Annotated in this window: 16 protein-coding genes and 2 tRNA genes; 5 read left to right on the top strand and 13 right to left on the bottom strand. The window is 42.1% G+C overall.

Annotated features, from left to right (window positions below; genetic code table 11):
* Positions 1-193: 193 nt before the first annotated feature.
* The 10 genes from ACHUGF_RS17610 to ACHUGF_RS17565 form a co-directional block, all read right to left on the bottom strand.
* Positions 194-269, bottom strand: a tRNA-Lys gene (locus ACHUGF_RS17610).
* Positions 270-324: 55 nt separating this feature from the next.
* A tRNA-Lys gene (locus ACHUGF_RS17605) sits at positions 325-400 on the bottom strand.
* Between the two features lie 229 nt (positions 401-629).
* Positions 630-1,364, bottom strand: coding sequence for a tol-pal system protein YbgF (ybgF, locus tag ACHUGF_RS17600; RefSeq protein ID WP_394133195.1), 735 nt, complete (start codon positions 1,362-1,364; stop codon positions 630-632).
* Positions 1,365-1,412: 48 nt separating this feature from the next.
* A complete protein-coding gene (gene pal / locus ACHUGF_RS17595) occupies positions 1,413-1,964 on the bottom strand; it encodes a peptidoglycan-associated lipoprotein Pal (RefSeq protein ID WP_394133194.1) in 552 nt (183 codons plus the stop codon).
* Between the two features lie 21 nt (positions 1,965-1,985).
* Positions 1,986-3,314, bottom strand: coding sequence for a Tol-Pal system beta propeller repeat protein TolB (gene tolB / locus ACHUGF_RS17590; protein WP_394133193.1), 1,329 nt, complete (start codon positions 3,312-3,314; stop codon positions 1,986-1,988).
* 25 nt (positions 3,315-3,339) lie between these two features.
* Positions 3,340-4,272 carry a cell envelope integrity protein TolA gene (gene tolA, locus ACHUGF_RS17585; protein WP_394133192.1) on the bottom strand — a complete coding sequence of 311 codons (933 nt, stop codon included), beginning with the start codon at positions 4,270-4,272 and terminating at the stop codon, positions 3,340-3,342.
* A complete protein-coding gene (gene tolR / locus ACHUGF_RS17580; protein ID WP_394133190.1) occupies positions 4,273-4,701 on the bottom strand; it encodes a protein TolR in 429 nt (142 codons plus the stop codon).
* Entirely contained in the window at positions 4,701-5,390 is a 690-nt protein-coding gene (gene tolQ, locus ACHUGF_RS17575) for a protein TolQ (RefSeq protein WP_394133188.1), read from the bottom strand. Before tolQ ends, tolR begins: the two co-directional genes overlap by 1 nt.
* The gene (gene ybgC / locus ACHUGF_RS17570) at positions 5,380-5,781 is read right to left on the bottom strand and encodes a tol-pal system-associated acyl-CoA thioesterase (protein WP_394133187.1); all 402 of its coding nucleotides are present in this window, start codon (positions 5,779-5,781) and stop codon (positions 5,380-5,382) included. The genes tolQ and ybgC overlap by 11 nt, the downstream gene beginning before the upstream one ends.
* A 1,009-nt stretch (positions 5,782-6,790) precedes the next feature.
* Positions 6,791-7,660: a flagellar protein MotY gene (locus ACHUGF_RS17565; RefSeq protein WP_394133185.1), complete on the bottom strand. Its 870-nt coding sequence runs from the start codon at positions 7,658-7,660 to the stop codon at positions 6,791-6,793.
* A 181-nt stretch (positions 7,661-7,841) separates the two neighbouring features.
* Between ACHUGF_RS17565 and rnt the strand changes: the two genes are divergently transcribed.
* Positions 7,842-8,531: a ribonuclease T gene (gene rnt, locus ACHUGF_RS17560; protein WP_394133184.1), complete on the top strand. Its 690-nt coding sequence runs from the start codon at positions 7,842-7,844 to the stop codon at positions 8,529-8,531.
* A 131-nt stretch (positions 8,532-8,662) separates the two neighbouring features.
* Here rnt and ACHUGF_RS17555 read toward each other — a convergent pair whose 3' ends face one another.
* Positions 8,663-9,268 carry a peroxiredoxin gene (locus tag ACHUGF_RS17555; RefSeq protein WP_394133183.1) on the bottom strand — a complete coding sequence of 202 codons (606 nt, stop codon included), beginning with the start codon at positions 9,266-9,268 and terminating at the stop codon, positions 8,663-8,665.
* 338 nt (positions 9,269-9,606) lie between these two features.
* On the opposite strand from ACHUGF_RS17555, the gene ACHUGF_RS17550 reads away from it, so the two are divergent.
* Positions 9,607-10,929 carry a Na+/H+ antiporter family protein gene (locus ACHUGF_RS17550; RefSeq protein WP_394133182.1) on the top strand — a complete coding sequence of 441 codons (1,323 nt, stop codon included), beginning with the start codon at positions 9,607-9,609 and terminating at the stop codon, positions 10,927-10,929.
* 118 nt (positions 10,930-11,047) lie between these two features.
* On the opposite strand, the gene upp is transcribed toward ACHUGF_RS17550, so the two are convergent.
* Positions 11,048-11,674: a uracil phosphoribosyltransferase gene (upp, locus tag ACHUGF_RS17545; RefSeq protein WP_394133180.1), complete on the bottom strand. Its 627-nt coding sequence runs from the start codon at positions 11,672-11,674 to the stop codon at positions 11,048-11,050.
* A 241-nt stretch (positions 11,675-11,915) separates the two neighbouring features.
* On the opposite strand from upp, the gene purM reads away from it, so the two are divergent.
* Together purM and purN are read left to right on the top strand one after the other, a co-directional pair.
* Positions 11,916-12,953 (top strand): phosphoribosylformylglycinamidine cyclo-ligase, encoded by a 1,038-nt coding sequence (gene purM / locus ACHUGF_RS17540; protein WP_394133179.1) that lies wholly within the window; start codon positions 11,916-11,918, stop codon positions 12,951-12,953.
* Between the two features lies 1 nt (position 12,954).
* On the top strand, positions 12,955-13,599 hold the full coding sequence (gene purN / locus ACHUGF_RS17535; protein WP_394133177.1) for a phosphoribosylglycinamide formyltransferase: 645 nt from the start codon (positions 12,955-12,957) through the stop codon (positions 13,597-13,599).
* Between the two features lie 74 nt (positions 13,600-13,673).
* Here purN and cysB read toward each other — a convergent pair whose 3' ends face one another.
* On the bottom strand, positions 13,674-14,648 hold the full coding sequence (gene cysB / locus ACHUGF_RS17530; protein WP_394133176.1) for an HTH-type transcriptional regulator CysB: 975 nt from the start codon (positions 14,646-14,648) through the stop codon (positions 13,674-13,676).
* A 337-nt stretch (positions 14,649-14,985) separates the two neighbouring features.
* Between cysB and ACHUGF_RS17525 the strand changes: the two genes are divergently transcribed.
* A complete protein-coding gene (locus ACHUGF_RS17525) occupies positions 14,986-15,768 on the top strand; it encodes a hypothetical protein (protein WP_394133174.1) in 783 nt (260 codons plus the stop codon).
* The last annotated feature ends 47 nt before the right edge of the window (positions 15,769-15,815 follow it).

Raw genomic sequence — 15,815 nt, 5'->3', positions numbered from 1 at the left:
CGAACCTTCGACCAATTGGTTAAAAGCCAACTGCTCTACCAACTGAGCTAACGACCCATCTAGGTTTTGTATCATGTGAATGATAACTGGAACAAAAGCCAACTGTCTGTCTATAAAGACCAACTGAGCTAACGACCCATCTAGATTTGCATTCTGAATTAAAGCCTAACAGGCAATCTCACTTTCAGAAAAGTGGTGGGTCGTGAAGGATTCGAACCTTCGACCAATTGGTTAAAAGCCAACTGCTCTACCAACTGAGCTAACGACCCATCTTGTTTTGCATTCTGAATTAAAGCCTAACAGGCAATCTCACTTTCAGAAAAGTGGTGGGTCGTGAAGGATTCGAACCTTCGACCAATTGGTTAAAAGCCAACTGCTCTACCAACTGAGCTAACGACCCATCTTGTTTTGCATCATATAAATGATGACTGGAGCAAAAGTCAACTGCCTGTCTCTAAAGACCTACTGAACTAATGACCCAACATGTTATATAAATAACACTCAGCAGCGTGCCGTGCTGAGGGCGCTTATAATACCGTTTTCATTTTCGCTTGCAAGTGCAATTTTCTAATTTTTTGCCGTTTGCATGAAAAACGGCCTAATAGGCCGTTTATTGACTTTCCAACAACTTATAGTGAAGCTAATTGTTGTTTAGCCAGACGAGCAGAAGCACTGTCAGGGTATTCTTTCATCACCTTATTATAGAGTGCTTTTGCGCCAGCCTGATCGTTTTGTTTTTCGGCTATCATGCCAAGCTTCACAATACTATCCGCTCGTTTGCTTGAGTCAGGGTATTGTTCAACCACCACAATGAATGCAGTTTTGGCTTCATCCAATGTTCCACGGTTATACAATAACTGTGCTAACCAATAGTTAGCATTAGCAGCATAGCTTGACTGAGGGTATTGCTTGATAAAATTGCTAAACGCTGGAATGGCCTCTTCGTACTTACGTTCTTTAAGTACTAAGTTGACCGCTGCTTCATAGCTAGCAGTTTCACCCAGTGTCGAAGTGACTGGCGATGTAGCAGTATTACCAGTGCTGGCGGGTAACACAGCAGGAGTAGCACCTTGAGAGCTGAGGTTAGCAATATCTTCAAACAGCTGGCGCTGTCTTTGTAACATTTGCTCAATTTGATATTGCTGCTGCTCCGATAAACCACGCAGTTCAAGCACTTCACTTTGCAACTGGTCTAAACGACGCTGCATATCAAATTCACTTTGCTGCTTGGCTTGAAGTATGCGTTCAAGCCTAGCAATGCGATCGCTGTTCGAACCACCAGCGATTTCTTGCACCGGCGCAGGAGCAGCAACAGCTGTTCCGATTGTCATCAGCATTGCGGTCACTAAAACCGTATTTCTCATCTTCTACTCCTGACTTTTCCCATCATCACGGAAAATAACTGTGATTGATTAGTAAACTAATACACCACGACGGTTTTTAGCAAAACCAGTTTCAGTACGTGAAAAATCTAATGGCTTTTCTTCACCGTAACTCACTACACTCATTTGGCTTGGCATAACACCCATGCTTTGCAAGTACTTAGCAATGGCTTTAGCACGACGCTCGCCTAGTGCAATGTTGTACTCTGGTGTACCGCGCTCATCAGCATGACCTTCAATCAACACACGTACATTAGGATTTTCAACTAAATAGTTTCCGTGTGCACGTAAAATCTCAGCATTTGCTGTTTGCACTTCACTGCGGTCAAAGTCGAAATAAATAATGTTCTCACGACGCAGTTCTTGTTCTTTTAAGCGTTGTTGTTCTTGAGGAGTCAATACTGGCTCAGCACCACCTGTTTGTACACCACCATTGGCATATTCACCGCTTTGTCCAGACGTTGACCCAGAAGATGTAGAACTAGACGAGTCTGTTTCTGATTGTGATGTAGAGCCACAAGCAGTTAATGCAAACATTGGAACCGCAACTAACATCGCTTTGAATAATTTATTCAAATCCATGATAAATCCTTAATGTAATAATTATAAAAATGGAGACCAAGCCGGAGACTTAACTGCACCTTGACCCGCTGGCAATCTAGCCTTGAATCTTCCATCCGTTGAAACTGCTGCTAGCACCTGTTGGCCATTATGAGTCGTGCCATAAATAACCATAGTGCCATTAGGAGCCACACTCGGTGACTCATCTAACTGTGTTGACGAAAGAACTTGCATGAAACGCGTTTCCAAATCCATTCGAGCAATATTAAATCGGCCATTGGTACGATTAACAAAAATCATACTGCGGCCATCAGGTGTAATCGAACCACCTAAGTTCCATTCTCCCTCAAAAGTGAGACGAGAAATTTTGTTGGTTTGTAAATCAACCTTATAAATTTGTGGGCGTCCGCCACGCTCTGAAGTGAATAGCAGCGCTTTCCCATCCGGAAACCAAGATGCTTCAGTGTCAATCGCGTAGTGATTCGTTACACGGCGACTTGCCCCACTCTCAATGTCAATAATATAAATTTCTGGCTGGCCATCCTTAGATAAGGTGACCGCAAGTTTTTTACCGTCAGGCGAGAATGATGGCGCCCCGTTAATACCGTTAAAGCTGCTAACTTTCTTGCGTTGTTGAGTATAAATATCTTGAACAAAAATCTCAGCTTTACGGTTTTCAAAACTGACATAAGCTAAGCGACGTCCATCTGGTGACCATGATGGAGACATAAGTGGTTCAGGCGAACGTAATAACATTTGCTCATTATAGCCATCGTAATCTGCAATCATGAGATGATACGGCGACGCTTCACCTTGCTTCACTACCACATAGGCGATACGAGTTAAAAACGCCCCTCTAACACCGGTCAATTTCTCATAGACAATATCACTGATCCTATGACCATATTGGCGAAATTGATTAGCACTGATTACTGTTTCACGGTTTTCCAGAAGAAAACTATCAGCGCTTACAGGACCTTTGTTTGCTTCAAGCTGAGCTTTAACAATATCAATTAACTCAAACGACACTAAGTATTGGTCGTTGCCGTAAGGCTTAATTGACCCAACTACCAACGCATCTGCGGTAATGTTTTGCCAGCTGTTAATGTCAAACTTGCTGACTGAATCAATGTTGTTTTGTCCTAGCTCTCGTACATCTAACGGCGTAAAAGCACCGCTTCGAGCTAAATCAGACATCACCACATCGGAGATTGCTTCAGGCGCAGGGCCTTCACCTTGCCAAACAAACGGCACCACAGCAATGGGTCTTGCCGCATCAACACCTTCGGTAATAATAATATCAAGTGCTGCTCGCACGGGTAATGTAATGACGGTTAATGCCAATACAAAGCCTATAGCCAGTTTTTTCATGGGACTCCTTGTAAATGAATCTGCCCTAGTTGAACTCTGGAGACACGGTTAAATTAATTTCTTTAAGCTTTTCATAAACGTCAGCTTCTTGCGACACAGGTAAACGCCCAGCCTGATTAATTGCAGCTTTTGCAGCGCGGCACACCACTTGATCGCCATCAAGGGTTTGACTCGCTGTAACAAAGCCATCTCTGGCTAAACGAATAAACACCCGACAACTTTTTCCTCGCATCGACTCATTTACCACTAAGTGTCTTTGAATAGTTGAACGAATCATTGCCTGATAGCGTTGGGTCTCTGTCAACACTTGTTGGTTACGCGCTTTTGATAATGCAGCTTGCTCAGCAGCTAATGCCTCAGCCATTTCACGCTCTTGCTGTGCCTTAGCTTCTGCAGCAGCCTTACGTTGTCGCTCTTCTTCCGCTTTACGTTTACGCTCTTCTTCAGCACGCTTGGCCGCCGCTTCTTCTTGTTTGCGTTTTTCTTCAGCTTTTCTCGCTGCTTCTTCAGCTACTTTACGCTCTTGCTCTTTTTGTTTGCGCACAGCTTCAGCTTTTGCTGCCGCTTCTTTTTCCTGTTGCTGCTTTAATTTTGCAGCTTGAGCAGCATCATTGGCACGCTTGGTTTCTAACTCTTTTTGCTTACGTTCTGTTTCGAGCTGTTTAAGTCGTTGTTGCTCACGTTCGCGTGCTTTTCTCGCTTCTTGCGCCTGTCGCTCAAGCTCATCTTGTCTGGCTTTTTCTTTTCTGGCTTCATCTTCACGTTGTTGCTTAATGCGCTCAACGCGTTCATTAACTTGCTTTTGGTCAATGACCACTGCCTGCACCGCTGGCGCACTAGCCTGTGACACAACTTTTGGCTTGTCATCAAAACTAACGCTAGCGGCGAGCACGACTATCGCACCAATGTGAATACCAGCAGATATGCCTAGTGGCCATGTAAAATCAGACTTCGCCAACTATTTATCCTCCGGAGAGTCTGTCATTAAGCCAACGGCTGGAACGCCGGAACCTTGCAATGTCACCATTAACTGAATCACAAGCTCATAAGGAATCGCTCTATCCGCTTTTACAACAACCGGTCTATCTGGCTCTAACTGAATAAGCGCACCCACTTCGATACCCACTTGCTCTAATGCCATAGGCTGAGAGTTAGACCCTGTACCGACATTTAAAAAGTAATCACCCATAGCATCAATTGACGCAACAATAGGAGGCTTGCTTTCCGCTGGTAACGGCTCGGCTTCACCTTGTGGCAAATCGACTTTAACCCCTTGAGAAACGATGGGTGCTGTTACCATAAAAATGATGAGCAACACCAACATGACGTCGATATAAGGTACAACGTTTATCTCAGCCATAGGGCGACGACGTTTACGTTGATACATTAACTCGCTTCCCTCCCAGCATAGGCCTGACGTTGAAGAATGTTAGAAAACTCTTCCATGAAGTTAGCATAAGCTCCTTCAAGTTTATCAACCTGTGTCGAAAAGCGGTTATAAGCAATCACGGCTGGAATAGCAGCAAATAAGCCCATAGCGGTTGCAATCAATGCTTCAGCAATACCAGGTGCAACCATCGCAAGCGTCGCATTTTCAACCGCACCTAATGCGATGAATGAATTCATGATGCCCCATACTGTACCGAACAGACCAATATACGGGCTAGTTGAACCAATAGTGGCCAGCAATGGAATATTATGTTCTAGCTGCTCCATTTCCCGTGACAAGCTAACACGCATAGCTCTAGAGGTGCCATCCATCACAGCTTCTGGCGCTTGGCTGTTGACCTTACTTAAACGAGAGTACTCTTTAAAACCGGCTACAAACATCGCTTCAAGGCCCGTTGTTGCATCCCCTCTGGCATTGAGCTCTTTGAATAAGCGATTCAAGTCAACACCAGACCAAAATGTATCTTCAAATTTTGCAGAGCGCACTCTAGCATGGTTGAGTAACTTTCTGCGTTGCAGGATCACTGCCCATGAAACGATAGATAGGCCTAAAAGCGTAAGCATCACTAGCTTTACTAGAATACTGGCTTCAAGGAAAAGACCGATGAATGAGATATCAGCTTGCACGCGTAAACTCCTGAACTAAGGTAGAAGGTAAGGCTCTTGGGCGCATTTTTGAAAGTGAAATACACGCAACAGTAATAGTGGCTTCACAATAAAGCGTGCCGTTATCATCAATAAGTTGTTGCTTAAAGATTAACGACGCTTTCTTTAGCGATAATAAAGATGAGGTAACAATGAGAGATTGTTCGAAACGAGCAGCCATACGAAAATCAATATCAGCATGTTTCACTACAAATGCGATGTCTTGTTTGAGTAATGCCGTTTGGTTGATTGACAAAGATTTAAGCCATTCAGTACGGGCACGTTCAAAAAAGTTAAGATAATTTGAATGATAAACGACACCACCGGCATCAGTGTCTTCGTAGTAAATAGAAATGGGCCAATCAAAGGTCATTAGGGTCAACATTATTATTTATCAATTTTTGGCTTACTATACCGAGTCACTCTGAACTTGTGAACATGGTTAAGCTGTAAATGCAACTTTAAGCCGCTAAAATACAACATTCACAACGCACACGACTTATATATGAATGATTATTAATCTATATAATGGACTTTTTGACAATGGCTAATGAGAAGTGTTCCAACATCATTAACAAAAGCTAGCATAGAACCCCTTTCATATTTGGCTAAATCGACTCCAACATACTCAACTAACTTACCGCCGCTAGCTGAGAGTGATAAATATTGACTGCTATAAATTGGGTATGACAAGTTTTCTTATCTAAAAAACACCACTTCCTTAGTTTATTTCTATTGCTTCTGCCGCTAACTGCCACAATTGTTAACAAATTGAGCAAGATAAAACTTAGCCTAGAATCATTTATCCGAATAACTATTCACAAAACCTGATTAAACCCAAGATTTAAGCTTCAAGCCCCGCATAGAGTCATGCAAGCTTATCAACAGTTAGAGCTATAGATTAGATTATCTAATGCAAAAGTAAAATTTTTCTAGTTTGATTTAGTAGAGTAAAACTTCTATTATTCTTCCCGTCCTCAGAAGCCAAATGATTCGGGTTTCTGAGTGCTAGAATCTTTAATTGGTGTTCAAGCAACATCAATTTAACTTTGGTTCTTATGCTTGACTTCCTTCCTTCAATTTGTTGATTGCAAATTATTTTAGCCTGCTAATTTAGCAGGCTTTTTTTTTATCATTTTATAAGCCATTGAGTCTCTAGAGTGTATAGAGCGGCCGGCTAATCCAAGACACATTAACGCTAACTATTAACGTTTAAGCTGCCTTCTACATTCTATGTGCGATTTTCTATACATTGCACAATCGGCACATATGGGGATCAGCCTAATCTGTGACAGCTTAAAAGAGGGAAATAAATTGTCGAATAAAAAACCGAAGCATCAGGCTTCGGTATGATTAAAGTCGACTATTGAGAACGGTTTCGATTAGATATCTTTGGTAATTCTAATGACAACGCGGCGATTAATTTGACGCTCATCAACTAGGGCATTACCTGTTACATGACGACGTTTACCATGACCTGAAGTTTGAATGCGTTGCTGGTCAATACCGCTCGCAACAAGAATATCTTTCACTGATTGCGCTCGTTGTTCAGATACTCGTTGGTTAACTGTTTTACCACCGTAACTATCTGTATAGGCATCCACTAGAACCAACTCAACATCAGGGTCATGACTTAAATATTCTTGTACACGATTTAGCTGTTGTTGTGAGAAACGCGTTAGCTTAGTGCCACCTTCTTGATAGTTCAGTACTGTAAAGGCAATTTCATCAAATCCGTAGGGTAATAGATTGGCTAGACACGCACGGAACTTGCCATAAGTAGATTGAAAGTTAGCAGATGAAATACCCACTGCAATTTCCAGAGAAGGATCATACCAGTCAGCATAATAAAAAGTTGGCTCCATACCACGGCTTAATTCGTTTAGCATTGTCCAAGCCGCTTGCTTAGGGACTTCACCATTAAAGTATCTATGATAGGTGAGATCCGTAATCGTACGGGAATTCACGCCTGGTCGCCATTGTGGCGCACGGCTGATCAGTTTAGCCTCAGTCGTTCGCCCTGGTTTCATCCACATATCTAATGTGAATTGCATATTGAGTTCTTTGCCAGAACGGCTTTTAAATACTGCGGTTCCATAGCTAGGAATGTTATGCTCAAGTCGACACTCTACAGGTGAATCTTTCGCTACAGACCATGTTGAATTGTCAAGTGAAGCAACATAATGGCGCAGCTCAGCCTGTGCTGGCATGCACATCATTAACCCAGTTACTAATAACACCTGTCGCCACATGATCTCGTCCTCTAACTGACATTCAATATAGATATCGGCGTTTGCCTTAATTCCTTTAGACTATTTTAGTGTGGATGCTGATAAAACCAACAAAGCCACATGACAGCTCAAGTCAGATTGCGCATAATAGCCAGCTTAGTTACCTAAGCGGCTAGGTAATGCTGAAATAGGATGCAATTGCATGACCGAAATTTGCGACAATAATAAGTTCAAGAATCGCTTTCGTGGCTACTTTCCAGTGGTTATTGATGTTGAAACTGCAGGTTTTAACGCGAAAACAGATGCCCTGTTAGAAATAGCTGTGACCATGCTGAAAATGAATGATGAAGGTGTCATCGAACTAGATAGAACGCTGCATTATCATATTGAACCTTTTGAAGGCGCAAACCTTGAACCTGATGCTTTAGCATTTAATGGCATTGACCCAACTAACCCACTTCGCGGTGCAGTAGAAGAGAAACAAGCCTTTCTTGAAATCTTCAAAGAGGTGAAGAAAGCACAGAAAGCTGCTGATTGCCATCGCTGTATCATCGTCGCTCATAACGCTGCTTTTGATGTTGGCTTTGTAAACCAAGCTATCGAACGTAATAATTTAAAACGCTCGCCGTTTCACCCTTTTGCTAGCTTTGATACCGCCACATTAGCGGGTTTAGCCATTGGCCAAACTGTACTTGCAAAAGCCTGCCGCATGGCTGGGATTGATTTCGATAATAGTGAAGCGCACTCAGCGCTATATGATACTGAGCGCACAGCAGAGCTATTTTGTCATATTGTCAATAAGTGGAAGGCGTTGGGTGGGTGGCCACTTGAGACTGAAAATGTTGAGGAGTCTGAAGAATCAGCTTCCAACAATGAGACCAAAGCAGAGTAAATACAATGGTGGATCTAGCCACAAAAACTCAACCACGATTAATGCTGCTAAGTTAAATTCATCGACCAATTTGCACAATAAAAAAGCTGCCATTAGGCAGCTTTTTTATTGTTAATTCACTCTAGGCTTAATTAAAGCTTTTCAGAGTTATCTTTCAGGTAAGAAGCTACGCCTTCTGGGCTTGCATCCATGCCTTCATCACCTTTAGACCAACCAGCTGGACAAACTTCACCGTGCTCTTCGTGGAACTGAAGCGCATCAACCATGCGGATCATTTCATCAACGTTACGACCTAGTGGTAAATCGTTGATAACTTGGTGACGTACTTGACCTTCTTTGTCGATTAAGAAAGAACCACGGAATGCAACACCAGCTTCTGGATGCTCAACGTCGTAGGCTTTACAAATTTCGTGCTTAACGTCAGCAACCAAAGTGTATTTCACTTGGCCAATACCACCTTGGTCAACTGGGGTGTTACGCCATGCATTGTGAGAGAACTGAGAGTCAATAGATACACCAATGACTTCAACACCACGCTTAGTGAACTCTTCCATACGGTGATCAAAAGCGATTAGCTCTGATGGACATACGAAAGTAAAGTCTAGTGGGTAGAAGAAAATTACCGCTGGCTTACCTTTAATTGCAGTTGCTAAGTTAAAGCTATCAACAATCTCACCATTGCCTAATACTGCTGCAGCTGTGAAATCTGGGGCTGGACGACCTACTAATACGCTCATTTTTATCTCCATTAATGGCTAAATTAACCTGGGCTAATACCCAATTGGGTATAAAACTGTGACATACAATACATCTTATTTTTGTCAGCTGTAAGACATTTCAAATGAATTTTTATTAAATGGTGAAAAATAACTCAGGCGACTGTGAGTATATTGCTAAGTTCACGCCACAATTAAACTATGAATACATTACATTTCCCCCAAGGATAGCTCAAACTCTCAATATTTTTATCAACATCTGTTGTCTCAGTAGTGAAAAATACTACTAAAGCTAGACAAACAGACGAAACACAGTCATAAATAACGGCTTTAAACGTAAAACTAGAAATATAATTATTATGAATGCAGTTGTGATTGCAGTTAGCTTAATGCTGATTTTAAGCTTCGCGAGAGTCAATGTTGTTATTGCGTTGACGATTAGCGCAGTAGTGGCAGGTTTAGTTGGTGGCCTTGATATTAATCAAACCATTTCAGCCTTCAATGAAGGTTTAGGTGGTGGAGCGCAAATTGCGCTAAGTTATGCACTTTTAGGGGCTTTTGCTGCCGCCTTGTCGCATTCAGGCTTAGCTACTTTGATTTCGCACTCAATCATCAAGAAAGTGGGAAAAAGCCCTGATAGTACCAATACTAAAATTGTAAGATGGTCGCTACTATCAGCTATTCTTGCTATGGCCATTTCCTCTCAAAATCTACTGCCAATTCATATTGCATTCATTCCAATTCTCATTCCGCCACTATTACATGTGATTTCTAAACTGCAAATTGACCGTCGGTTAGTCGCATGTTTACTAACTTTTGGCCTTGTGACCACATACATGATCTTGCCTGTTGGTTTTGGCGGGATATTCCTTAACGATATCTTATTAGCAAATCTTAATAGTAACGGCTTAGATGCAATTAGCAGCCAAATACCTAAAGCCATGTTATTGCCTGCACTTGGAATGATTTTTGGTCTACTCGTGGCATTTCTATTTACTTATCGTAAGCCGCGGGAATATAAAGCTGTTGAAGAGCAAGCTGAAACCGAGCAACAAGTCACTGTAAATAAGAAGAGCATTGTCGTGTCTCTAGCTGCGATTGTTGCGACACTGGTGATTCAGCTGCAAACCGGTTCAATGATCTTTGGTGCGCTAACTGGCTTTATGATTTTCAGCTTCTCAGGCATATTGAAAAACGCATCAGGACAAGACTTATTCAATCAAGGCGTCATTATGATGGCCAACATTGGATTTATTATGATTGCCGCAGCTGGCTTTGCTGAGGTAGTGAAGTCTACCGGCGAAGTCACCACACTCGTGAGTTCTTTAGGGGAGTTCATTGGTGATAACAAACCATTAGCAGCAATATTAATGCTCGTTGTTGGGCTATTGATCACCATGGGCATTGGCTCGTCTTTCTCAACAATTCCAATCATTGCCACCATTTATGTCCCACTGGCATTAAGCTTTGGTTTCTCAATACCCGCTACCATTGCTTTAGTTGGCACAGCAGCAGCCCTTGGAGATGCAGGTTCTCCAGCGTCAGACTCAACACTTGGTCCAACTGCTGGTCTGAACGTTGATGGCCAGCATGACCATATTCGTGACAGTGTTATTCCAACCTTTATCCACTTCAACTTGCCACTATTAGCATTTGGTTGGATTGCTGCAATGGTGCTCTAGTTAGCACAGTTGAGAGCAGACATAAAAAAGAGGAGCATTTGCTCCTCATTTTTATTGATTTATTAGCGGTTAGCTAAATAAGCTCTTCACTCGGTATTCTATACGCTTATATTGCTATTTATTTAGTGCCGAAAATCTTATCACCTGCATCACCTAAACCAGGTAAAATATAACCTTGTTCATTTAAACAATCATCAATTGATGCGGTATACAGTTCGATATCCGGGTGTGCTTCTTCTAATGCTTTAATGCCTTCAGGTGCTGCTACTAACACAAGAGCTCTGATTGAGACACAGCCACGCTTCTTCAATAAATCGATAGTCGCAATCATTGAACCACCCGTAGCCAGCATAGGGTCAACGATCAATGCCACACGCTCATCAACATTGCTAACCAACTTATCGAAATAAGGTACGGGCTCTAGCGTTTCTTCATCACGGTAAATACCCACAACTGAAATCTTCGCACTAGGCATGTGCTCTAGCACACCATCCATCATACCTAAACCAGCTCGTAAAATAGGAACAACGGTGACCTTCTTACCTTTAATTTGTTCTACATCAACCGGGCCGTTCCAGCCATTTATCGTCACAGTCTCGGTTTCAAAGTCTGCCGTTGCTTCATAGGTTAATAAACTGCCTACTTCTGTGGCTAACTCACGAAAACGTTTAGTACTAATATCGGCTTCTCGCATTAACCCGACTTTATGACGAACTAACGGGTGTTTTACCTCAACGACTTTCATCCTTTTCTCCTTAACATGACGAGATTTTTGCTATTCAACTACAAATGTTAGAAGATTTATCCCTTATATAAAACATAAAGTTTCATAAAAAAAGTAAATCGTGAACTAAAGCAATATAAATCAGCAGAATATTCGTTTTATTCACCGGATAAGCTCAATTCTTGCTTTCGAGCTAAGGGACAAACTGATAGAATATCGCCGCATAAAATCCCATATAACGATGTACCCGAGAGGATCCTCCGTGAGCACCCCTACCCCACTAAGTTACAAAGATGCTGGTGTTGATATTGATGCTGGTAACAAGTTAGTCGACAACATTAAATCTGCGGTAAAACGTACCCACCGTCCAGAAGTCATGGGCAACCTAGGTGGCTTTGGTGCGCTTTGCGAATTACCTACTAAATACAAGCAACCTGTTCTGGTTTCAGGTACTGATGGTGTTGGTACCAAGCTACGTTTAGCGATTGATTACCAAAAGCATGACACTGTTGGTGTTGATTTGGTTGCTATGTGCGTTAACGATCTTATCGTTGCGGGTGCAGAACCATTATTCTTCCTTGACTACTACGCCACTGGCAAGCTGGATGTTGAAACGGCTACATCGGTAGTGAACGGTATTGCTGATGGTTGTCATCAATCTGGTTGTGCATTAATCGGTGGTGAAACTGCTGAAATGCCTGGCATGTATGAAGGCGAAGACTACGACTTAGCCGGCTTCTGTGTTGGTGTTGCTGAGAAGGCTGACATCATTGATGGCACTAAAGTAAAGTCTGGTGATGCCTTAATTGCTTTAGGTTCAAGTGGCCCTCATTCAAATGGTTACTCACTAATCCGTAAAGTATTAGAAGTAAGTAAAGCAGATCCTCAACAAGATTTAGCTGGTAAGCCACTGATTAACCACCTTCTTGAGCCGACTAAAATTTACGTTAAGCCACTATTGAAATTGCTTGAACAAGCAGATGTGCATGCCATGGCGCACATTACTGGTGGTGGCTTCTGGGAAAATATCCCACGTGTATTACCTGACACTAGCAAAGCTGTCGTTAAAGGTGATTCATGGCAGTGGCCAGTCGTATTCGACTGGTTAATGGAAAACGGTAACATTGAACAATTTGAAATGTACCGCACATTCAACTGTGGTGTCGGTATGATTGTTGCTCTTCCTGCAGACCAAGTTGAATCGGCACTTGAGCTGCTAAAAGCTGAAGGCGAAAACGCTTGGTTAATCGGTGAGATCGCTGAGCGCAATGGTGACGAAGAGCAAGTGGAGATCATCTAAGATGTCTCAAAGATGTCGCGTTGTTGTGCTAATTTCCGGTAATGGCACGAATTTACAAGCCATTATCGATGGATGTGATGACACGTTAACCACAGAAGTGGTTGGTGTTATCAGTAATAAACCTGATGCATATGGATTGATCAGAGCGCACCATAGCGAGATCGATACCAGTTGCGTGATCCCATATCAACAGGAGTCACGCACTGAATATGATGCAAGGCTAAAAGCTGCATTAGACAAATATCAACCTGATTTGGTGGTACTTGCTGGATTTATGCGCGTGTTGAGTGACGAGTTTGTCAATCATTATCTTGGTAAGATGATCAACATTCACCCATCACTATTGCCTAAGTATCCAGGCTTGCACACTCACCAGCGTGCTATTGAGGCTAATGATGCAGAGCATGGCGCTAGTGTTCACTTTGTAACGCCGGAACTGGACTCTGGTCCTGTGATTTTACAGGCAAAAGTGCCACTTTATGCTGATGATACTGCAGAGGTGCTTGCAGAGCGGGTTCACGAGCAAGAGCATGCCATATACCCACTGGTAGTGAAATGGTTTGGCCAAGGTCGATTATCTATGAAACAAGGTAAAGCTTACTTAGATAACAGTGAAATTGGTCCTTCTGGTTATGCGCCAGATTAGCCTTTCATCTTGGCTTACCGCTTCCAAAAAAAATCTCGCCTAGGCGAGATTTTTTTATGATGAGAACAGCCAGTTTAGCGCACTGGCAAAGTGATATTATCAAACATCTCATCAATCAATTGTTGATCACGCAGAGCAACTGCTTTTTCAACCACTTCACGGGTCAAATGTGGCGCAAAATGATACATGAAATCATACATATAACTGCGCAAGAAGCTGCCACGTCTAAATCCGATTTTTGTAGTGCTATGACCAAACAAGTGACTGGCATCTAACACCACTAAATCACTATCAATCTCTGGGTCGACAGCCATTGTCGCGATAACACCAACGCCTAAACCTAAACGAACATATGTCTTCAGTACATCTGCACTCGTTGCACTAAACACGACACGCGGGTCTAAATTAGCGCGGTTAAAAGACTTTTCAATTTCAGATGCTTTATCAAAACCAAATACATAGGTCACTAATGGGAAGTGCGCTAAATCTTCAATCGATAACTTTCCTACAGAGGCAAGCGGATGACCTTTAGTCACCACAACTGAACGGTTCCAGTGATAACAAGGCAACATGATCAAATCACTATATAAATGCATGGCTTCAGTCGCGATGGCAAAGTCTGCATCACCACGAGCAGCTTGTTCACTAATTTGCGATGGCGTGCCCTGATGCATATGAAGGTTTACTTTAGGGTAGCGTTTAATAAAATCTTTAATAATCGGAGGTAAAGCGTAGCGAGCTTGAGTATCTGTTGTGGCAATATTAAGTTCGCCTTTGTCGGGCTGTGTATACTCTTCAGAAACCTTCTTAATGCTTTCTACTTTGCCTAAAATATCATTGGCAATATCAATGACCTGTTGACCAGCTGGTGTCACGTGCGTCAAATGTTTACCACTTCTACCAAAGATTTGAATACCAAGTTCATCTTCTAGCATACGTACTTGCTTACTGATCCCCGGTTGAGAAGTATATAAGCTCTCAGCAGTGGCTGACACATTTAAATTATGCTTTACGACTTCAGCAATGTATCTCAGTTGTTGTAATTTCATATGGACCTCGGTACCACGACCAAAACGCGTTTCACACGTTTTCACTGCGCATAAAAACAAATTAAGTATAATTATTTGTTATAGTATACCCTATATTTTAATGCAAATTGTAATAACAAATAGTAGAAGTTCGAAACAAGACAGTGTTATATACAGAATTAAGTTAAAACTTTTGCAAGGCTAGCAAAAAAGTCATAATTGGCTGATATTTCAAGGACAGTTGATATAAGTTAAGTTAAGATATAATTAATCGTGATAAAAATAACACACTTAATCAGTTAACTTGTTCAATCAATAACGTTGCCGATTAAGCAATGAATAACAAAATGGAAAACCTATGTCATTGATTATGATCCTGGTGCTGATAGGCGCACTCCTCTTGCTCATTATTGGCTATAGCATTATTCAACAGCAAAAAGAGCGAGCTGAAGCAGAACGACGCCTTGAGATCTCCCGTCACCGCGCCATTATTGATGAAACAGAAAATGTGCTTTCTAACACAGGTATGGTGCCTTGCTCAGGCAATATCATGTTAGTGCTATATAAGCGTATCCAAGACGCACTCGCACAGTCCATCGCTTTTGCTTCCGGTCAGTCTCGTAATGAATACGAAAAGCGCCTGATAGACATAAACGGTCAGGTAGAGTCTCTAAAACTAAACCCACCTACGCCGCCATCCATTGAAAACTTTCGTCTACCTGACAATGATAAGCAAATTTTGGAGTTGGTTAGAACGCTTAAAAAAATGAAAGCAATTTTGAGAGCGGAACATAACAAAGGTAAAGTTGACCCGACGGTCTTTGCTGAAGAAGAAATGCGCATCGACAGCCTACAGCTACGTATCAATGTCGAATCAATGATCAGTCGTGCTCGTGCAGCTTGCTTTATGAAACAATATGGTTCCAGTAAACAAATGGTCACCAAAGCACTCAACACGCTGCATACCATTAAGGCGCAAACACCTAATGATCCATTTATTGCCAAAAAAGTTGAAGAAGCAAAACAACTTTTGGATGAAATCATGGGCGCACAAAAACTATCTAGCCCTCATCAACCAATCTCAAACAGCAAAGATGGTGATGATCTCGATATGTTATTCCAGCCAAAGAAAAAGTGGTAATCCACTATAGGTTACTCGCCTTTAAACAACTAAAGCCGCATTTGCGG

Origin of the sequence: Shewanella maritima (assembly GCF_043643735.1) — a bacterium.
GTDB classification, from domain to species: domain Bacteria; phylum Pseudomonadota; class Gammaproteobacteria; order Enterobacterales; family Shewanellaceae; genus Shewanella; species Shewanella maritima_A.
Note: the sequence above shows the minus strand (reverse complement) of the source record. Positions and strands in the feature narration are given on the sequence as shown.